This is a genomic window from Microcoleus sp. D2_18a_D3 (assembly GCF_036702455.1).
Classification (GTDB): domain Bacteria; phylum Cyanobacteriota; class Cyanobacteriia; order Cyanobacteriales; family Microcoleaceae; genus Microcoleus.
Genome location: NZ_JAUBTK010000011.1, coordinates 1 through 19,523, shown reverse-complemented (window position 1 = coordinate 19,523; position 19,523 = coordinate 1). Strand labels below are relative to the sequence as shown.

14 protein-coding genes are annotated in these 19,523 nt (G+C 47.8%); 8 read left to right on the top strand and 6 right to left on the bottom strand.

Annotation, left to right across the window (positions count from 1 at the left end; all coding sequences use genetic code 11):
* Window positions 1-407: 407 nt before the first annotated feature.
* The 6 genes from rimP (at window position 408) to QUB06_RS07520 (ending at window position 8,001) form a co-directional block, all read left to right on the top strand.
* The gene (gene rimP, locus QUB06_RS07545) at window positions 408-875 is read left to right on the top strand and encodes a ribosome maturation factor RimP (RefSeq protein WP_333040953.1); all 468 of its coding nucleotides are present in this window, start codon (window positions 408-410) and stop codon (window positions 873-875) included.
* A gap of 293 nt (window positions 876-1,168) precedes the next feature.
* Entirely contained in the window at window positions 1,169-2,461 is a 1,293-nt protein-coding gene (gene nusA / locus QUB06_RS07540; RefSeq protein ID WP_333434766.1) for a transcription termination factor NusA, read from the top strand.
* Between the two features lie 94 nt (window positions 2,462-2,555).
* Window positions 2,556-2,870 (top strand): YlxR family protein, encoded by a 315-nt coding sequence (locus QUB06_RS07535; RefSeq protein WP_333434765.1) that lies wholly within the window; start codon window positions 2,556-2,558, stop codon window positions 2,868-2,870.
* A gap of 382 nt (window positions 2,871-3,252) precedes the next feature.
* Window positions 3,253-6,417, top strand: a complete 3,165-nt coding sequence (infB, locus tag QUB06_RS07530; RefSeq protein WP_333434764.1) for a translation initiation factor IF-2 — start codon at window positions 3,253-3,255, stop codon at window positions 6,415-6,417.
* A gap of 380 nt (window positions 6,418-6,797) precedes the next feature.
* Complete coding sequence (locus QUB06_RS07525; protein WP_333434763.1) at window positions 6,798-7,541, top strand: low-complexity tail membrane protein; 744 nt, start codon at window positions 6,798-6,800, stop codon at window positions 7,539-7,541.
* 235 nt (window positions 7,542-7,776) lie between these two features.
* Window positions 7,777-8,001: a hypothetical protein gene (locus QUB06_RS07520; protein WP_333029417.1), complete on the top strand. Its 225-nt coding sequence runs from the start codon at window positions 7,777-7,779 to the stop codon at window positions 7,999-8,001.
* A gap of 634 nt (window positions 8,002-8,635) precedes the next feature.
* Here QUB06_RS07520 and QUB06_RS07515 read toward each other — a convergent pair.
* The 5 genes from QUB06_RS07515 to QUB06_RS07495 all read right to left on the bottom strand — a co-directional run bounded on the left by QUB06_RS07515 (window position 8,636) and on the right by QUB06_RS07495 (window position 13,644).
* Window positions 8,636-9,211 (bottom strand): alpha/beta hydrolase, encoded by a 576-nt coding sequence (locus QUB06_RS07515; RefSeq protein ID WP_333434762.1) that lies wholly within the window; start codon window positions 9,209-9,211, stop codon window positions 8,636-8,638.
* A gap of 713 nt (window positions 9,212-9,924) precedes the next feature.
* Window positions 9,925-10,233, bottom strand: a complete 309-nt coding sequence (locus QUB06_RS07510; protein ID WP_333434761.1) for a DUF3493 domain-containing protein — start codon at window positions 10,231-10,233, stop codon at window positions 9,925-9,927.
* Between the two features lie 169 nt (window positions 10,234-10,402).
* Window positions 10,403-11,635 carry a DUF445 family protein gene (locus QUB06_RS07505; protein WP_333434842.1) on the bottom strand — a complete coding sequence of 411 codons (1,233 nt, stop codon included), beginning with the start codon at window positions 11,633-11,635 and terminating at the stop codon, window positions 10,403-10,405.
* An 89-nt stretch (window positions 11,636-11,724) separates the two neighbouring features.
* On the bottom strand, window positions 11,725-12,426 hold the full coding sequence (gene ubiE / locus QUB06_RS07500) for a bifunctional demethylmenaquinone methyltransferase/2-methoxy-6-polyprenyl-1,4-benzoquinol methylase UbiE (protein ID WP_333434760.1): 702 nt from the start codon (window positions 12,424-12,426) through the stop codon (window positions 11,725-11,727).
* A 273-nt stretch (window positions 12,427-12,699) separates the two neighbouring features.
* Window positions 12,700-13,644, bottom strand: coding sequence for a response regulator (locus tag QUB06_RS07495; RefSeq protein WP_333434759.1), 945 nt, complete (start codon window positions 13,642-13,644; stop codon window positions 12,700-12,702).
* A gap of 156 nt (window positions 13,645-13,800) precedes the next feature.
* On the opposite strand from QUB06_RS07495, the gene QUB06_RS07490 reads away from it, so the two are divergent.
* Complete coding sequence (locus tag QUB06_RS07490) at window positions 13,801-14,895, top strand: RuBisCO accumulation factor 1 (RefSeq protein WP_333434758.1); 1,095 nt, start codon at window positions 13,801-13,803, stop codon at window positions 14,893-14,895.
* Window positions 14,896-15,129: 234 nt separating this feature from the next.
* On the opposite strand, the gene QUB06_RS07485 is transcribed toward QUB06_RS07490, so the two are convergent.
* Complete coding sequence (locus QUB06_RS07485; protein WP_333434757.1) at window positions 15,130-16,206, bottom strand: DUF4349 domain-containing protein; 1,077 nt, start codon at window positions 16,204-16,206, stop codon at window positions 15,130-15,132.
* A gap of 456 nt (window positions 16,207-16,662) precedes the next feature.
* On the opposite strand from QUB06_RS07485, the gene QUB06_RS07480 reads away from it, so the two are divergent.
* The gene (locus QUB06_RS07480) at window positions 16,663-19,125 is read left to right on the top strand and encodes an ATP-dependent helicase (protein ID WP_333434756.1); all 2,463 of its coding nucleotides are present in this window, start codon (window positions 16,663-16,665) and stop codon (window positions 19,123-19,125) included.
* Window positions 19,126-19,523: the final 398 nt, after the last annotated feature.

The following is a 19,523-nucleotide window of genomic DNA, read 5'->3' as shown; positions in this document are numbered from 1 at the left end:
TTCCCCCTGTCAGCTTTCCCCTTCTGCCCTCGGACAGGCCGCCCAGGGCGATCGGTTTGTCACCGGGCGGGCGATCGAGCTAAACTGAGAAGTGAGGCCTCCCTTCGATCAGAAGAAGTCCTCAAACTTCTTGGAAGAAATTGTTTTACCTAGGAGTGGGTCAAGCCCACTTTTTTTGTTGCATTAGTCGCAGGAAAAGAGCTCAGGGCGTCTGACTTGCAAGTTGAGGACTGATTTAGTAGGGGTACCCCCCGCTTGAGATCCCCTGCTGGGATGTTGGGTAAGTCCCAAAGTTGAAGACGAAAGTCGCAGCCACCTAATCAAACCACCTCAAAACCAAGCAATCTCAACAACAAATTTTTCCTTGCCCGTGTCCGAGTTTAGGAGTTTTAACTTAAGTATTCGATATGACTCATCCCCTAATCCCACAAATCATTGACTTAGCTACCCCCGTTGCGGAAACACTGGGATTGGAAGTAGTGGGAGCAGTGTTTCACACCAACCAAAATCCTCCCGTCTTGCGGGTAGACATCCGCAACCTCCAACAAGACACTGGTTTAGCCGACTGCGAGCGCATGAGCACAGCCCTCGATGCTGAGTTAGAGGCAGCCGACATCATACCCGATGCCTACGTGCTAGAGATTTCCAGTCCCGGAATATCCCGATTGCTCAGCAGCGATCGAGAATTTATTACCTTTAAAGGTTTCCCCGTGACAGCCAAAACCACCGAACCGGACTCGCGAATCAAAGAGTGGAAAGGACTACTCCTGGGCCGGGATGAAACAGCGGTTTATCTCAATCAAAAAGGGCGACAGGTTAAAATTCCCCGCCCTCAGATTGTCAAAGTTGAACTAGACGAAGGAAAGGAGATGTAAAGGGAAATTTTGAGTTTTGAGTTGTAGGGGCGGTGCCCCTGTGCCCGCCCGATTTGAGTTTTGAGATTGCCTCGCAGCAAGCTGAAAACGCTTGGCTGCGAGTTAATTTTTAACAATCACATCTGTAGCAGCGGGTTGAATAGGAACAACAAATAAATTGTTACAGCACCTAGCTTCCCTAATCCTATCCAGTAACTCATCAATCATTGGTCATCACTCTTTCTAGAAAATTTCCAAGTACCAATTACCGATTACCAGTTACTTATTACCACAGCAAAAAAGGAGAGTTTTATATGTCAATGGTTCCCCTGCCCGGACTAAAAGAAATGGTCGAAGGTATTAGCAAAGAACGCAATTTACCCAAACACGCCGTCCAAGCAGCCTTGCGAGAAGCCCTGCTCAAAGGATACGAACGCTACCGCCGTACCCAAAAACTCGATCACTTCAGCGAAGAATACTTCGACAACTTTGATGTAGAACTCGACGCAGAACAAGAAGGTTTCCGCGTTTTAGCCAACAAAACTATTGTCGAAGAAGTCATCAATCCCGATCACGAAATCTCACTTACGGAAGTGCAAGAAGTAGCCACGGAAGCTCAGCCTGGGAGCATCGTGCTCGTAGACGTAACACCAAATCAAAAAGAATTTGGTCGCATGGCCGCGATCCAGACCAAACAAGTTCTCGCTCAAAAACTGCGCGACCAACAGCGCAAAATGATTCAAGAAGAGTTTAAAGATTTAGAAGAAACTGTTCTTCAAGCAAGAGTGCTCAGGTTTGAGAGGCAGTCGGTAATTTTAGCAGTCACCAGCAGCTTCGGTCAGCCAGAAGTAGATGCCGAACTCCCGAAGCGCGAACAGTTGCCCAACGACAATTACCGGGCAAACGCTACATTCAAGGTTTATCTCAAAAAAGTAGGCGAAGGCTCTACTAGAGGGCCGCAGTTACTTGTTTCTAGAGCCGACGCAGGTTTGGTGGTGTACCTGTTTGCTAACGAAGTACCAGAAATAGAAGACGGGGTGGTGAGGATTGTCGCCGTAGCCAGGGAGGCAAATCCGCCCTCCCGGCACGTCGGCCCCCGGACTAAAATAGCAGTTGATACTCTCGATCGCGACGTAGACCCCGTAGGAGCCTGCATCGGAGCGCGGGGATCGCGGATTCAGGTAGTAGTCAACGAATTGCGCGGCGAAAAAATCGACGTGATCCGCTGGTCTCCAGACCCAGCAACTTATATTGCTAACGCTCTGAGTCCCGCTAGAGTAGATGAAGTGCGTTTGGTGGCTCCAGAAGGCAGGAGAGCTCACATTTTGGTCGCTGAAGACCAACTGAGTCTTGCCATTGGCAAAGAAGGTCAGAACGTCCGTCTCGCGGCCCGCCTCACCGGTTGGAAAATCGATATCAAAGATATTGCTAAGTACGATCGCGCCGCCGAAGACAGCAAATTGGCAGCAGAAGCAACTAGGCTCGAAGAACTAGCAGGCGACTACGACGACGCAGACGAAGCGGGCGACTACGACGGCGACGAGGAAAGCGCAGAATTTGAGGAAGAGGAGGCAGCTACCACGGAGGAAACCGAAGCTGCAGTCTAAAAACTGTGACATTTACACGATTTTCTGTCTTCGGGAGACCAGGAGGACTGGTCCCCTACTCCCCCCTCTCCCCCTACTTCCCCTCTCACAAGAAATGAAACCGAACTACCGGTGCTGTGCAAGTTGTCGAAAAATAGCTCCTAAGGAAGCTTTTTGGCGAGTAGTCAGGCTCTATCCTTCTCATCAGGTACAATTAGATCGTGGCATGGGCCGTTCTACTTACCTTTGTCGGGAAGCAGAATGCCTCAAAGCAGCTCAGAAAAAAAATCGACTTGGGCGATCGCTCAAAGCGCCTGTGTCTGACGAACTGTACCAAACACTTTGGCAGCGTTTAGCCACATCTGACTGTACATCTTACTCTGGCTCACCCGGACGAAACACCGACAATAGTTCGGCATCGACTGTATAAACCCTCTTGGCAGCCCTACCAGTAATTACCGGTAGCGCCAGCTATAAAACCCCAATCCGATCTGCCCACCAGTCTGGAAAGATTTGTGTCAGATTAGATAAGGGTAGGGTACTAGCAGAGGTATCCTCAAGGTGGAAAGGCAAACTTTGAAGCTTGAGAGAGTGGGTTTTGCCAAAACTCAGACTTCGGAGTTCCAAGTTCCCAAACAGACTTGAGAATTCTTCAACCGCAGACTTCAGCGAGTTGCATCTTTTAGATAAAATTGCTGAGCGAGTACCAAAACCCCGATTCCTGACACTGAATCAATCACACCGAATGATGTCGTCATTAGAACAAAAAATCACAATGTAAAAACTGGTTGGCACAAAAGAGGGCAGAGTGGATGAACAACGGCAAAGTAAGAATTTACGAATTATCACGGGAACTAAATTTGGATAATAAAGACATCTTGGCAGTATGCGAGCGGCTCAATATTTCAGTCAAGAGCCACAGCAGCACAATTACAGAATCCGAAGCAGAGCGCATTCGCAAAACGGCGGAAAAATACGTAGCCAGTAGCCACTCTTCCCCCGGCAAGCCAGCTCCACCCGAAAGAGCAGCAGCGCCATCTAGAGAATCTGGCCCTCACCCTAACGACCAACAAAAAAAGCAGCAAATTTTAGAAATACGCAGTCCAAAAGTACGGCCGGCTGGTGCTTCCTCCCAGCCTGCAGGCAACGAGGAGAACAAAAACCAGCCCGCGGCAACCGTGGCAACTCCTCCCAAGTCGCCTGCAGCTCAACAACTCCAGCCTCCAGCTAAACCTACTATCAATAGACCTGTACTGTCGAAGCCAAATGTCGCAGTCTCGGCAGCTCCGTCAGAAGTGTCGGAAACTGTAGGTGCGATCGCCCCGGAAACCACCGCCCAGGCTCAGGCACCTGCGGCACCTCAACCGCCGTCGGAAAAGGCTCCAGAACGCACCCCGCAACCGCCGATCGCCCCTCCCGCGCCTTCGGCAAAACTCACGTCGCCGCCAGTCAGAGGGGCGTCCGAGTCGGCTAGCCGTACCCCACAAAATCTGGGGAACAAGCCGGTACTCAAACTTGCAAAAACCGAGCAAGAGCAATCAGTACAGTCAGAAACTCTGGAAGCGCCGGCGAAACCGAGCCGCCCCAGCAGACCTACACCGGGAGCTCCTACCGAATCCCGCGACGCGCAAAGACCGCGCCGGGAAGGCGCTGGTGGCCCAGTCAAAACTCCACTGGCCGATCGACCCCAGCCCGGTGGGCCGCGCCGGAGCCTTGCCCCCGCAACGTCAGCTACCGGGCTGCGTAGCCGGGGCGGTGGCACCGGAGCGCTAGGGGATGACACTGATGACAATGAAGAAGATAATACGCCGTTGCTGGAGATTCCTCTCCTCGAAAGGCCCTCCCTCCCTCGTCCTGCCAAAAAGACATCGGTCATTTGGGAAGAAGATGATGACGAAAACTCAGATGCTGCAAAAGCTGCCAAAGCTGTTAAGGCAAAACGTTCTCGCCTCAAACCCATAGACGAGGATGACGATGACTTAGAAAACGGCTTGGATCTCCCAGCACCAGTCACGGTCAGCCTCTCCCTAGCCCGCCCAGCGAAAGCGAAGGGACAAGCAGCACCCAAGTCAACACCAACTCCGGGCGCACCCGGAAGCAGCGGAAAAAATAAGAGACCAGGCCCTTCTCACGATAAAAGTTCTTCAGGTTCGAGCGGGGGACGCGGCAACCGGGGCAAAACAGCCGAAGCTAAGGTAGAACGTCCAGAAAAGCTGCTGCTGAGCAGGCCGATGACCGTTCAAGAACTAGCAGTTACTCTGGCTGTTCCCGAAACCGAAATTATTAAGCGGCTTTTCTCTAAAGGAATTGCGGTAAATATTACCGAAACCCTGGACATTCCAGCGGTGAGGATGGTAGCCGAAGAAATGGGCGTAGAGGTAGAAACCCCAGAAAAAGTAGCCCCAGCTCTCAAAGTGATCGAGATGCTGGACGAAGCGGATTTGGAATACCTCGAACGCCGTCCCCCAGTAGTCACGATTATGGGTCACGTGGATCACGGTAAAACTACCTTGCTCGACTCGATCCGCAAAACCAAGGTGGCTCAGGGAGAAGCTGGGGGCATTACCCAGCACATCGGTGCTTACCACGTGGATGTGGTACACGAAGGCAAGAGCCAGCAGGTGGTATTTTTGGATACGCCCGGTCACGAAGCCTTTACAGCGATGCGGGCTAGGGGAACACGGGTTACGGACATCGCCATCTTGGTGGTGGCGGCGGACGACGGCGTGCGACCCCAGACAATTGAAGCGATCAGCCACGCGAAAGCGGCGAAAGTGCCAATTGTCGTGGCTATCAATAAAGTTGACAAGGAGGGTGCTCAGCCGGAACGGGTGAAGCAAGAGCTTACTGAGTACGGCTTGGTCGCAGATGACTGGGGCGGCGATATCACGATGGTTCCAGTCAGCGCGATCCGAGGCGAAAACCTGGATACGCTGTTGGAAATGATTCTGACAGTCGCGGAAATGGAAGACCTCAACGCCAACCCGCACCGACCGGCTAAGGGTACTGTGATTGAAGCTCACCTCGACAAGGCAAGGGGGCCTGTGGCAACTCTGCTGGTGCAGAACGGCACTCTGCGAGTGGGCGATATTGTGGTCGCAGGCTCGGCTTTGGGCAAGGTGCGCGCAATGATCGATGACCGGGGCGATCGCGTAGAGCACGCAACTCCATCCTTCGCGGTGGAAGTGCTAGGGCTGCGGGAAGTTCCTCGCGCCGGAGACGAGTTTGATGTCTTCGCAAACGAAAAAGAAGCTGCGGCGATCGCCTCTGGAAGAGCTACCTCCCGACGAGATTCACGCCTGCTGCAAGGCGGCCGGATCAGCCTCAGCGGCTTCTCTCAACAAGCTAAGGAAGGCGTTCTCAAGGAACTCAACTTGATCTTGAAGGCAGATGTCCAAGGCTCCCTCGAAGCAATTGTCGGCGCTCTGACTCAACTTCCTCAAAAAGAAGTTCAACTCCGACTGCTGCTATCTGCTCCTGGGGAAATTACAGAAACGGATATTGACCTCGCTGCAGCCAGTAATGCTGTAATTATCGGGTTCAATACTACTCTGGCCACCGACGCTCGCCTCGCGGCTGACCAAGCTGGCGTAGACGTGCGGGAATACAGCATCATCTACAACCTCTTGGATGACATTCAAGGGGCGATGGAAGGCCTGCTGGAACCCGAATTGGTGGAAGAACCTTTGGGTCAAGTCGAAGTGCGCGCTGTCTTTGCGATCGGTCGCGGGGCTGTGGCTGGATGTATGGTACTCTCTGGCAAAGTCATCCGTAACTGTAAGGTGCGGGTGCGCCGGGGCAACAATGTCGTTTACGAAGGTGTCCTCGACTCCCTCAAACGGATGAAGGAAGATGCCAAGGAAGTCAATGCTGGCTTTGAATGCGGCATTTCTTTGAGCGGGTTTAGCGACTGGGCGGATGGCGATCTTATTGAAGCCTACCGGATGGTTACTAAGCGCCGGACTCTCTCTCAATAGTTTTGAGTTGTGAGTGTTGAGTTGGAAGAGAATTTTTGAGCGATCGCAACCAAATTGCCGATCGCTCGCCACTCTTCTCTTCACTCAATACTCCCAAACTCATCTGACAGTTGACAGTTGACAGTTGACAGTTGACAGTTGACCGAAAAAAGAAGGAAGAAGGAATTAAGAACTTCCTAATCGTCTTTACCCTTGCTTAAAATTTAAAATTCGCTCGCTCAAATAAGAATTACCGAAATAAACCAGATTTCTGCTTGTAAGTCCTCGGTTTGATAGCTAAATATTTACTCCGGGCATCGGATTTTAGAGTCAAGAGTGCATCCCAAAATCTCAAAATCCAAGATTCAAAACTCCTAATTCATAACTCATAATTATTTAAAGTGCGTTCTTTTTGGTCAGATCCTTTTTTGTGGATTCACCTTTCTGGGGCGGCTACACTGCCGATATTCCTGGGAGTGTGCTTGCTGGGACTCGCAGTGGGTTCTCCCCTGCTCCCTGTCTGGTTAGAAATGTTTTTAGTGGCTGTAGCAGGTATTGTTCCTGTGCTGTGGATGCAGTGGTTCCGCCCTTTTTACATTTTTAGTATTTTAGTTGTGGCGGTGAAACCGCAGAATTTAACTTCTGTGCAGCAGCAGATTCTGACTCGGTTTAAAACTAAGTTAAATCAAGGAATCGCTCTTTTTGTGGCTGTTTTGCTGGCAGTAATTTTGTGGCAACTCTACCGATTGGCTCCCCTCGCGGCTTCGGTGGCTCCATTTCCTCCTTCCTGGCGAGTGGCTGGATTGTTGTTGGCAGTTGCTGCTTTTTTAGCTAGCAATTTGTTTGTGCAGGTGTCGGCTAGTGTCATGGCGGTTTTGCTGACGCCGGAATCAGAATTTGCAGCGACAAAGCCTCATGTTTTAGAAAAAATTCGGCAGGATTTTACGATCGCACCTTGGCAAGTCGATCGACTTTTGCCGGCTTTGGCAGCCGAGACAACTGCCGCTGTGGCTGCACCCGTAGAGTCAATTGAGCCAGCATCCAGCATAGGGAATTCTGTCGGCAGTATTGTCAACCCAAAGCCTGCTGACACCAACGGCGTTACATCCCTACCCGAACAGTCGATCGAAAAAAAGTTAAATTAAAAATTAAGAGGGGGACAATTGTAGTTTAAGCTACTTTAATTTGTACAGATGTATGCTGTGAAAAAAATAGGTAAGGCCCCTCTTCGGATAGAGATTATTAATAGTCTTAATATTTAATTTTTAATCGCAGGTTGTGGATATTTTAGGTTGGCTCTTTGGAGAGAAGAATCTATAATAGAGAGTGTCAAGGTCAGCTTTCAATCCTTACAGGGGATTAAAACAGAGGTATAACAATATGGCGAATTATCTACCGATCGCACAACAACCTCAAGCCGCCGAGCCGATCGAGCTGTGCGAAGATTCTGAAATCTGGGGCAGTCTCAAATCCGCGATCGGCGCAAGTTCAGGATTTCAACGCTGGCAGCTAGAACTCAATTTTGAGCGTCAGCAGCAAAATGCCACCATCGATCAGCAGGTTCGTTCCTATCTGCGGGAAACTTTAGAAACTTTGGCTTATTGAGTACCCTAAAACCAAATAATTGTCACGGTTTGTGAATTTTATAGCCCAATTCTGCTGGCATCCCCTCCAATATGCTAAGTGAGTGCCGATAGTGAGTGTCGAGAGTGAGTGTCGATCGCAACTTCGGGCATCAAATTGCAGGGGACAGTATTTCTCGGCGTTGCTGATTTACGGTATGAAAGGCTAAATATGCCAGTCATAGAAACCAGTATCCACAAAGCTTCGGCCTTTTCAACTTATTTTTTTCATACCCTAATTAAGCAACGCCCAGCAAGCCCTATTTAAATTAGTCACTCATCTCCAAATATTTGATTTTCCCAAGCTTTTTAGCTATGGTTGTTTCTCAGAAATCATTTAGGATTGCTATACTTCAGGAGCAACTTTTCGTAAACTCTCTAACATCTATCCCGATCTAGACTTGACAGCGAAGTTATCTGATTTTAGATTTTAGATTTTAGAATTAGGAATGACTGATTCCCGTCGGGTTTGAAGCTGGCCGGCAGTTAGATTTGGTTTTTAACTCGTGTCAAAATTAGGCAAATTTTGTACAAAAAAAGGTAACTCCCCTGTAGATGCAGGTTCAGCAACCCAAGTGCGATCGCTCGAAGCAATCAACCGTCCTTGACCAAATCCACTACAATCTAGGCAGACGAATCTTGTTCAAAATGTCTTGCAGCCGTTCTGAAACGCCGCCCAATTGTTCTGACAAAGCTACAAGTTTGCCGTAAGCTTCAACTAAGCGATCGCCCTCAACATAAACTTCTGGAGTAGGATAATTCTTCATCGCTTCCAGCATTGTAATCTCGTTATCATTAGTTGCAGACAGCACCAAGGCAGATCTCAAAGCTTCTCGATTTGCATTCCCAGAAGGAGTGCGAATTACCTGACCCACCTCATCGAGAATTATTTCTCCAACCTTACTGTTAAGCGTCCGATCCAAAAAGCTTTGACTGACTTTTACTGGTCTCGTCAGACTGTTGCGAACCGCTTCGGGGTCTTTTTTTGCTTTTCCCAGCAGCATTTCTAACGCGGGCGACATTTTCCCAGTTTCTGCAAAAATTTCTAATTCGCTGACGGGTAAAGTCATTCGGATCGCACTGTATTTGAGCACTACCTTTTCGGCCGCCGCCGCAGCATTGCTGTAAAATACAATTCCCGCGCCTGCTGCCAAAAATAACGTCCACCGCCCTTGGAAAAATGATCGATTCATAGTAAAATCTCCCAACATCTTTTTCTACTTAGACTTTGACACATCTCATTAGTTACTGCACAGGCTAAGGTCTTGGGGAAATACCAAATTAGTCGATCGCCCCAGCACTTATAGCATTTTAGATTTTAGATTTTAGAATTGCGAATGACTGATGACGATCGTGGTTTCGATCACAAGTCTACAGGTGCAGGATTTTTGGGAACTGGTATTACCTATATCGGATGCTAGGCAAAAAAATCGGGTCAGGGCGCTTGTATGGGCCTCTCTGTACGCGGTGCACACCCTACTGATAACACTCAACCATTCAGTTTTGCGACCACGATTCAACAGTCAACAGTCAACAGTCAACAGTCAACAGTCAACAGTCAACAGTCAACAGTCAAAAATCACCGACGGTGCAACCGGAATTGATATGATTCTCTCTCCCAATTTCCCGATCCTAGCAAAATGCCTAACGCCAGCTCTTCTATCAGTGAAGGCTGGCGCTGGGCTTTAATTTATTTTATATATTTAGGGTCTTTATGAAAGCTGACCCCAATTGAACGAATTACAAGCGGTTTATGATTAGGGCCTTTAAATTTGCTGACCCCAATTAAAGCCACATTCTTAGTATTACAGGGATCGCTGGGAAACCACGATTTCATAATAATTTCTTTATATTTATAACTTTTCCTTGCCTCAGATATATTTTTGTCTCGATTTGTAAATTTTTATTACTTCGACTTGGGGGATCGGCCGTCGGCGCGCTGCTCCCAGCGAAACAGGAACACCATCAGGGCCACAACTCCGACTTGGAGGGCAAAATTGGGCAAAGCAGAACCAATTTCCCGGCCAGAGGCAATTTTAGCGAGGAAAACCAAGCCGCCTATAAAGCCAGAAGCGCCACAAGCTACATAGACAAACTGTCGCAGAGGCCGGTAGGGAGTGGCCATTTCTGCTGTTAAACGCTCGTATTGTTGGCGGCTGAGGTTGCGCGGGTTTTTTGGGATGTTTGTGCGATCGTCCGAATTGGGAGTTGGCATAGATTTAGAAAATAAGTAAATTAGGATTGGGCCACAAAAACCCGGTTTCTACCAAAAATCCTCTGGCTTAGGTAGCAAATACTAGCGAAAAACCGGGTTTTTGGTACTGGCTGCGCCAGAGAGAGTGAATATTAGACTACAACAAAGAGCTCACACCTGTCGAAATAAATCACCGCTGAATCCAAATCACAACTGTCTGTAAACAGCCGACAAAAACACCCAAAATGCCTCCTAAATTTACAATTCCCTGCAACTCGCTTTGGACAATTCCCTGAATTGCTAACTCCAACTCTTCAGGAGAAGTACCTTTAACTCGATCGACAATCACCTGGTCAATATTCAATATCGGGATAGCCTGAGCTACAATATTTTCTAAATCCCGCTCTAGATAGCGTTCTAAAACCAAAGCAAGTTCTTTGCTGACAATTCCGAGGGAAGCGCTCATCACCGCTGAAGTTTGCAAGCGATTGAGAAGCAACCGCGAAATATTTTCCCAGTCAATAGATTTACTCAACCCCTCAAGTACGTCTGTACCCCGCTGCTGAACATAGCTGCGAACACTGTCGCGCATAGTTTTTCGCAACTGTCTCACAGTCGAAACCGGTAAATTTTGCATCGACAAATTTTGCAGCCATTCCTGAATTCGCCCGCGAATTCCCAAAGAAACAGTTAACTCTGCTAACCGTTGATTTGTGGCTTCTCTGTCATCCAAACAAAAAGTCCGCAGCCGAGTTAAAGTGTTCCGCAAACCAAACAAATTTGCTACTACCCAATAAGTGCCGCTGGTTTTTTCTCGAAACCCTTCATCGATGATCGAAATATTGCGATCCGTCAAAAAGTCAATTAAAGCCTGCCGCAGCACTTCCGGGGGTATTACTACCTGCAACAACCAATCAGCAAGCTGAGCCGCCTGAGATTCCGTTAACTGAATCTCCAGCAAAACTTGGTCAAAAATTTGATTAAGCTGAACTTCTAAAAAATCTTCCCGGCGTGCCAAAACTTTGAGAATTCGCGGCACAGATTCCCCCAGCAAATCTCGCAAAATGTTAGCGAGAATTTTAGCGGTTTTTTGCTCTGCGTCTGCTTTTACCTGATCCAGCGCTAACTGCAACAGCCAGAGAATCACCGACTGCATCCGCTCGGTTTGCAAAAGGCGGCGCGCCAAGTTTTGCAGTTCCTGGGGCGTCAGCAGCGAACCCATAATTGTATCGGAAATTCGCTTTGCCAAGCGCTCTTGGTTGCGGGGGATCAAGCCTGGAGTGAAAGGCAACTTCCGCCCTTTGATGTAAATAGCTCGATACGGGCGGAACAGCATTTTGATAGCTATATCGTTAGTGAAATAGCCAATAATTCCTCCCACTACAGGTGGGGCCAACAACAGCCAAATGTCAGACGGATTCATCAATAATTGGGAATTGGGAATTGTTGATTGTTGACTGTTAACTGTTAACTGTTGACTGTTGACAACTGACAACTGACAACTGACAACAGTCAACGGACTAATACCAATACTCCCATCATAGCTCCGGCAATCGGGTAGTGGGTGGCGGTGGCAAATCCGGCTTTGTGGGCGATCGCGACTTGCTGCTCGCCGATCGGGAATTTTTCTAAACTAGGATTAATGTAGGCATATTCTTGAGTCATGCCAAATTGCTGAGCAATGGGCACTACGAGACTGTCTAGATAAAACTGCTGGAAGCTCCGCATTAGGGAATTGCTGGGGCGGTGGAGGTCGAGAATAGCTGCTTTGGCACCGGGTTTGAGGACGCGGTGCAATTCCTGAAGACTGCGGGGGATGTCAGTCACGTTACGCAGGCCGTAACCCATTGTGGCGCAGTCGAAGTAATTGTCAGTAAAAGGCAAGTCTAGGGCGTCAGCTTCTACCCAGGAAATGGGGCTTGCAGGCGTGAGAAAAGGTCGATCGCGCCTGGCCGCCACGGCCAATTGTTCGGCGGAAAAATCTACTCCAAATACGCAACCGGTCGGCCCTGCTTGTTTAGCCAGCAACAAAGCTAGATCCCCGCTACCGCAGCACAAGTCTAAACAAGTATTTCCGGGGCCCGCACTGCTCCATTTCACCGCCATTTGCTTCCAAATCCGGTGTTGCCCAAAGCTCAACCAGTCGTTCAATTGGTTGTAAACTGGTGCAATTCGATTAAATATAGTTTTAATTTGTGCGGCGTTATTAGTCATTGGGCATTTGTCATTGCGGAAAAGGTGAAAAGGTGATTGGGGAAAAGGTGATTTGTCAGCCGGAACTAATAATTAATCCGTCCATTCATGTCATGCTGTCGCCAGTCATTAATGCTTTTTTATTTGTTAGCGATCGGTGATATGTTGTCTTTAATCATTGGTTGGCTATCATTTTCGACTCAAGACACAGAGCCGACTGATGACTGATGACTGATGACTGATGACTGATGACTAAGGACTAATGACTGATGACTGATGACTCATGACTGATGACTAATGACCCTGAAAACTCGTCAATACCAAAGCAACTTCTTGAGCGGCGAGGTGAACTGTTGTGAGTTCGTCGGGGCGCAGGGAACAGGGTTGCTTCCACTGCATGGAAATCAGGGCGATCGATCGACCTTTGTGAATCACTGGGATGCTCAGGTGAGCTTGAATGCCTGATTTCTGATAGTGCGGCAAACTCGCTAGGTTTGTGTCGAGCCCAATATTCACAGCACCCTGAATAGTTTGAGAGGTAATTGCTTCTCGAACCAGAGGATCATCTGCCAGCCAATTTTCCACAGGTGAACCAGTGGTGTGACAGCCTTGGAGTGGCATTAAAACATTTCCGTCCACCAGTTGTAAAATGCAATAGTCCGCCAAAAAATTATCACTTATAGCAGTAGCAATTGGATCTAAACTTGCTTCCAAACTCGGATAATCCACAGCCGTTTGCATGATTGTTGCTAACAGTTGTATTTGAGTTTGGGCGCGGTCCAATTCCTCAGTCCGCTGCTTGAGAATTTCATAAGTCTCGGCCGCCTTTTGCACCACCATCTTCAGTTCGTTCGGGTCCCAAGGCTTGGTGATATACTTGTAAACCTGTCCTGAGTTAATCGCATCCACCAAGTCTTCAATGTCCGTAAAACCAGTCAAGATAATTCTGACCGTATTCGGAAACTGGGGTACGGTTTTGCTCAAAAACTCAGTTCCCTTCATTTCGGGCATCCGCTGGTCGGAAATGATGACGGCGACCTCGCCTTCGATGCCGAGGACTTCCAAGGCGCGAATTCCGCTCTCAGCTTTGAGGACGTTAAAATCTCGTCGGAAAGTGCGGTAGAGTAAATCCAGATTGTCTGGTTCGTCGTCTACTACCAGCATTTTGGGCTTTTTCGGTCTGTGTAGGGTCATGAGCTGGCGTTTAATTTGATCAAGCTCTGAAATGGCATTATCCATAACAATACGATAAACTCCCCTTCGTAAATTTAGGCGAGCAACTATTCTGTAACAATAGTCTCATAACTCACTTACTATTAATCTATCGCTCTGCCGCGACACGAGCCTTGCCGGTATCCAATAACACATAACTTAGCCTGAGTTTTTGATTCAATTATGACTGATACACCGCAAGATTCCTCCCCTCCTGCATCTGCATCCTCCACAAATGCTGTGGATGCCGAAAAGTTAATTCGATCGCTCCGCCGAAAAGAAGGCACTTGGGTAGAGTGGGGACAGGCCTGCACAGCACTGCTAAAAGCTGGCTACAACTCTCAAAGGATTTTTGAAGAAACTGGTTTTGAGCCAATTCAGCAAAATCAAGTAAGCGTCGCAGCCCAAGTTTACACCAGCATGGTCAATGCTGGGGCTTCAGAGGAAGTTCGATCGCACTTTTTGGGCAAAGGTAGCGATATCTTATACGAGTTTCGGATTCTCTCTCAAGTAGAGCGGGCCGGGGCGGCTGCTTTGATGCTAACCCACAATTTGGATGTTGACGATGCTCGCCAAGTTGCTAAAGCGATCAAGGAGTTTTCGCACTTCGGGAGTCTTCCCCAAGGGTTCACAGACACTCCCGGCGATGCTATGGCTTACCAATGCTGGCAATTGGCGAGACAGAAAAGCGATTTGCAAGAGCGATCGCGCTTAATTGCTCGCGGTTTAAAATTAGCTAGCAGCCCAACGGCTAGGGCGCAAATCGAGCAGTTGCTCGTTGATTTTACCGTAGTTCCGAGACGGGAAGCGCCCCGCCTGCCCGTCTACAGGCTCGATACCGAAGAACAATTGCCGCGCGTTGTCCCGGTTGTGGGCAAATTGCCACTTTCTACGACAGATTTGCTGGCAGTGCCTTTGCCGGAGGAAATCGAGCCGTTCCGAATGGTAAAATTTTCCGGAGCCGGAGCTTGGGTGGCGATTCCCGGATGGCAGGTAATTTTGAACGCTGAAGATCCGGTGGCTGTTTTGGGAATGAGTGATAAATTGCCGGTACCGCTGCAAGGCAAAGTTGAAGAAGTTTTAATTATTGCCGATCGAGCTCAAAGACAGTGGGATGCTGACAGTTATTTCCTCGCCGATAACGGGGGCAATTTAGAATTGTACTGGTTTGAACAATCCCCAGATATTCCTATTTTGGGGCGAGTTGTTCTGGTGATGCGTCCCAAAAAGATTGTGGATGAAGACTATACCAAAGATGGATGGCAAATTGATGATTAGTCAGTTGTCAGTTGACAGTTGTCAGTTGTCAGTTGTCAGTTGTTAGTTGTTAGTTGTTAGTTGTTAGTTGCTAGTTGCTATTTGTCAGTTGTCGTTGGTTTTAAGAACGGGTTCTCCGGCCGTTCCACAATACATAAATTTTACGTGGGTGGAATGACTACTGACTAATGACTACTGACTAATGACTACTGACTACTGACTAATGACTACTGACTAATGACTACTGACTACTGACTACTGAGGCGGTTTCGGTTCTTGAATTTGCGGAACAGAATGCTGTTTCTTAAATCGATTAAAGCCGTAAACCGCAGCCCCAATCAACAGCAAATAAGGACTGTAAGCCAACAGCCAAATACCCAAACCAAACAAACCGAGCGTCAATTCACCCACAGAATGAGTCGCTTTCCCCCAAGTTTCCTGCGCCCGCAAACCTAGAGAAGGTTCCTGAGTTTGTTGAGCCGATACTGCTGCTTCTAGAGTTAAGCTAATAGTCGAATAGGCTACTTGATTTCGCAAACTTTTTAACTGAGCGTCAATGCGTTCGATCGACTCCCGAATCTTGCTCAACTCTTGAGAAGCTTTGAGCACATCGCCGACAGAACCCGATCGCTCCATAATTTTTAACACCATTTCCTCTGATTTGCGGAGGTTCCGTAGCCTAGCCTCGTTGTCAACTAATTGATCGGTAACATCCTCAGCCATCAGAGAACGGTTCTCTACATTTCCGAGTTTTGCTAAAGCCTGTAAAGTAGTTTCTAAACGTTCTTGAGGCACCCGAATCTCCATAGACGCGGTTTGGCGGACACTGGAATCCGGGGGCTTTTGATTTTGGAAACCCAAAATATCGCCTTGCTGTTTTTCGACAATATTGGTAACAGATTTAGTGCTGGTGTCAATAGATTTGACAACTACGCTGAGTTGGGCTTTTTTAATCAGTTGGGGACGGATTGCCGGAGTTTCTGCTACTTTTTGTGATACAGCACGAGGTCTTGAGGCTGTGACTCCTGGTATGGGTGGGAGTGCAGGAGGGGGTGGTGGAGCCGAACGAGGTCTTGAGGCTGTGACTCCTGGTATGGGTGGGAGTGCAGGTGGGCGTGGTGGAGCCGATAGGGCAACTTGGTTTTCAGGGCTGCTGGATGAAACTGCGCCGCCTGTATCGCTGCTGGGCAGCGGAGATCCTCCGCAACTAGGCAAAGCAATGGCTGAAGATAAAGTTAAGAATACTGCTACAGCAAAACGAGTTGTGCTGTTGTTGGCTGGGTTTGGGTTTGGCTTGGGCGGGGGGGAATTGATTTTGAGGTGAGTTTTCATTTGGGTGACTCCTATAAAAAAGGCTTGGGTATTGAATTTTATGCTGGTTTCAATTTAAGCTCGAATAGATAGCGTTAGTTTAGCCGATACCGAAATGGAAACGGTAGAGGTTGAATACTTTGAGATTTTTAACCGCAGATAAACGCAGATGAACGCAGATGAACGCCAATAAATATCGGTGTGATGACCGAAAACAATTGGGTCACAAGTCCCCGGATTCATCCGTGGAGCGAGAAAAAAGCTCCTCGCTTCCCATCGCCAGCCCCCGGATTTATGAGCGAGGTCGCTTTATTCAATCTAAAATCTAAAATCTAAAATCTAAAATCGATTGACGGTTTGGGTTCTGGGCATAGGCGATCGCAACTAAAGCAACTCGGTTTCTGATACCGTTTGAAAAGGCTGAACGCCACAAATATTTTTCTAATCTAAAATCTAAAATCTAAAATCTAAAATCGAATGACAGATGAATTTGATACTGATTTTATGCGATCGACAACCCAGATCGATCGCCCAGATGTAGCCTCAGCGCTTTCAGAATCAGGGGTTGCCCCAGTTTTGCGAGAGCAAGCTTGCCTTAAAATTCGCGAAAGCTTGCGTGCGGGCCAGCAGGACATGGCGGATTGGCAAGGCGGCCCCCTTGCTGTTTCGGCGGTTCCGGGGGCCGGGAAGTCTACGGGAATGGCTGCTGCGTCGGCAATTGCGATCGCCCGCAACGGGCTTCACAGCCGCCGCCAGTTAATTGTCGTGACATTTACGCGATCGGCTGCTGCTAATATTAAAGCTAAAATTCGGGAAAGATTGGCCCAATTGTCTTTATCTCAAAGCGGCTTTGCGGTGCACACTTTGCACGGTTTAGCTTTGAATATTGCGATGCGCCATCCCGATTTGTCGGGTTTAAATTTAGAAAATTCAACCTTAGTTACTCCCACTCAAAGTCACCGATTAATCCGCACTTGTGTAGAACTTTGGATTGCCGAAAATCCCCGCCGATATCAAGTTTTGTTGGAAGGACAGCAATTCGATGGAGAGGAAACGGAGAGGCTGCGGCGACAATCGGTTTTGCGGACAGAAATTTTGCCGCAGGTAGCTAAAACTGTGATTCACGAGGCGAAATCTTCTGGTTTATTTCCCGAACAGTTGTTAGAAATGAGCGCTCTTGATACTGGAGACGGTTATGAGATTTTAGCAGTAGCTGGGGGTTTATATCAAAAATATCAAGCTTTGTTGAGGAGTCGGGAATTCATCGATTACGACGAAATGATTTTAGCCGCTTTGCGGGTGTTGGAAAATCCGAGGGCGAGGGCGATCGAGCAAAAGCAAGTATTTGCCGTTTTTGAGGATGAAGCGCAGGATTCTACACCTTTGCAGACTCGGCTTTTGGAAACATTGGCGATCGATCCCGATCATCCTACTTTACCTCCCAATTTTATCAGAGTTGGCGACCCAAATCAAGCGATTAATTCTACTTTCACTCCCGCAGACCCGATTTATTTTAACCAATTTTGTGATGAGTGCGAAGTAGAGAATAAGTTAGCCACAATGGACGGCGCAGGTCGCAGCACCCAGGTGATTATCGATGCCGCTAACTTTATGTTGCAATGGGTAAATAGCTCGAAATTAGCGGGAACGGAACAGCCTTTTCGCGACCAAACTATTAAGCCAGTACCCAGCGATGACCCGCAGCATAATGCCAATCCTGATCCCATTGGCCGAGGATTAGAATTGCATACTCCCCGCGATATTTACCATACAGTTGAGTTAATTGGCAAGCGGGTAATAGAGTTAGTAGAAGAATTTTTACCGGCAGAGTTTGAATTTGGAATAAATGGCAAAAATATCGAATCAGGCGGTGAAGCTAGCGAGGGTGAAAATAGTGCAAAATTGCCGTTAGAAAATCTGAAATCGATGGCTATTTTGGTGCGGGAAAACAAACAAGGTAAGTTTATCAAAGAAGTGCTAGAAAATCCTAAAAAGCACGGATTAAGCTTTGATTTGCAGAAATATGGGATTAAAATTGAAGATGTGGGAGAACGCGACAGACATTCTCAAGTACCTTGGGAAATCTTAACACTCCTGCAATTCCTCGATCGCCCCCACTCTCCAGACTACCTGAAAGCAGCGTTAAAGATTTTGAGCGATCGACAACTGATCCCCAAACAAGACTACAATGCTTTTGCGACTAGCCCCGAACAATTCCTTTACCCAGGCCCGCTAGACCCGCAGCAGTCAGACCCCGTTCGCAAATGTCGCTATTTTTGCTGCGGTTTGCTGCAAGCTAGCTTAGAACTGCCACCATACCAAATCATTTCATTCTTAGCCTTAGCGCTGCAATACGACCAAACAGAATTAGCCACGGCCGACAAATTAGCAGAACGAGTAGCAATCCAAACAGCCGGCAACAATTCAATGCGTAATATTTTGGATGTACTAAGCGAAATTGTCAGTTCCGAAAGATTTGAACCTGTGGATGCAGACGACAAAATAGAAGAACGCTATACCAGCAAAGGTCAACTAACAATTATTACCATGCACAAAGCTAAAGGATTGGATTGGGATTGCGTATTTTTGCCGTTTCTGCACGAACAAACCATCCCCGGAAATTTGCGAGTTTTGCCGCAAGCCCGATTTTTAGGAGATTTCACTTTAGCAGAGGTAGCGAGAGCACAGATTAGAGCAAGTTTGCACGAAAAATATCCTTTACCGAATCTAGGCGAAGCCTGGGAACAAGCAGGTTATTTGAAAACAGCAGAAGAGTTTCGACTGCTGTATGTAGCGATGACGCGAGCAAAAAGCTTGCTGTGGATGGCGGCGGAGAAAAAAGGGCCTTTTACTTGGAACAAACCAGAGAATTTACAGGAGCAAAAACCTTGTCCGGTAATGCCTGTTTTGAAGCAGAGATTTCCGAGTAATGCGATATAAAAGAAGTAATAATTATATCATGTCCGGTCGATTACCCAAAATCAGGTAGGGGCGGGTTCACCAACAATATCTGCCAATAATTAACAATCTCAAAAACCCGCCCTGCCCGGATATTATGGTCAATCTATCGGACATGATATTAAGCTGAGGTGCATCAGCTTATCACAAGTTATCTGGCGTTAGAAAATTCCTATCTTTGTCGCATAATCAACTTAATTCGATTGTTAATTGTTGTTCATTTAAATTGTATGGTGAGGGCGGACTTTCCGGCCCAACCCCTACTCCCCACAAGAGTGAAAATTTATTTTACCATGCAATTTAAACCCACATTCCGCACCCCCAACTGGCACATACGCGAATTGAGGGGGTAAAAGTGAATCATCCGAGACAAGAGCGAG

What these genes read in the sequence shown, in the direction of transcription:
- QUB06_RS07495 (WP_333434759.1), bottom strand. Translation starts at nt 13,644, where the DNA reads ATGGATAATGCCATTTCAGAGCTTGATCAAATTAAACGCCAGCTCATG.
- QUB06_RS07480 (WP_333434756.1), top strand. Translation starts at nt 16,663, where the DNA reads ATGACAGATGAATTTGATACTGATTTTATGCGATCGACAACCCAGATC.
- QUB06_RS07490 (WP_333434758.1), top strand. Translation starts at nt 13,801, where the DNA reads ATGACTGATACACCGCAAGATTCCTCCCCTCCTGCATCTGCATCCTCC.
- QUB06_RS07515 (WP_333434762.1), bottom strand. Translation starts at nt 9,211, where the DNA reads ATGAATCGATCATTTTTCCAAGGGCGGTGGACGTTATTTTTGGCAGCA.
- nusA (WP_333434766.1), top strand. Translation starts at nt 1,169, where the DNA reads ATGTCAATGGTTCCCCTGCCCGGACTAAAAGAAATGGTCGAAGGTATT.
- QUB06_RS07505 (WP_333434842.1), bottom strand. Translation starts at nt 11,635, where the DNA reads ATGAATCCGTCTGACATTTGGCTGTTGTTGGCCCCACCTGTAGTGGGA.
- rimP (WP_333040953.1), top strand. Translation starts at nt 408, where the DNA reads ATGACTCATCCCCTAATCCCACAAATCATTGACTTAGCTACCCCCGTT.
- QUB06_RS07535 (WP_333434765.1), top strand. Translation starts at nt 2,556, where the DNA reads ATGAAACCGAACTACCGGTGCTGTGCAAGTTGTCGAAAAATAGCTCCT.
- QUB06_RS07520 (WP_333029417.1), top strand. Translation starts at nt 7,777, where the DNA reads ATGGCGAATTATCTACCGATCGCACAACAACCTCAAGCCGCCGAGCCG.
- QUB06_RS07510 (WP_333434761.1), bottom strand. Translation starts at nt 10,233, where the DNA reads ATGCCAACTCCCAATTCGGACGATCGCACAAACATCCCAAAAAACCCG.
- infB (WP_333434764.1), top strand. Translation starts at nt 3,253, where the DNA reads ATGAACAACGGCAAAGTAAGAATTTACGAATTATCACGGGAACTAAAT.
- ubiE (WP_333434760.1), bottom strand. Translation starts at nt 12,426, where the DNA reads ATGACTAATAACGCCGCACAAATTAAAACTATATTTAATCGAATTGCA.
- QUB06_RS07485 (WP_333434757.1), bottom strand. Translation starts at nt 16,206, where the DNA reads ATGAAAACTCACCTCAAAATCAATTCCCCCCCGCCCAAGCCAAACCCA.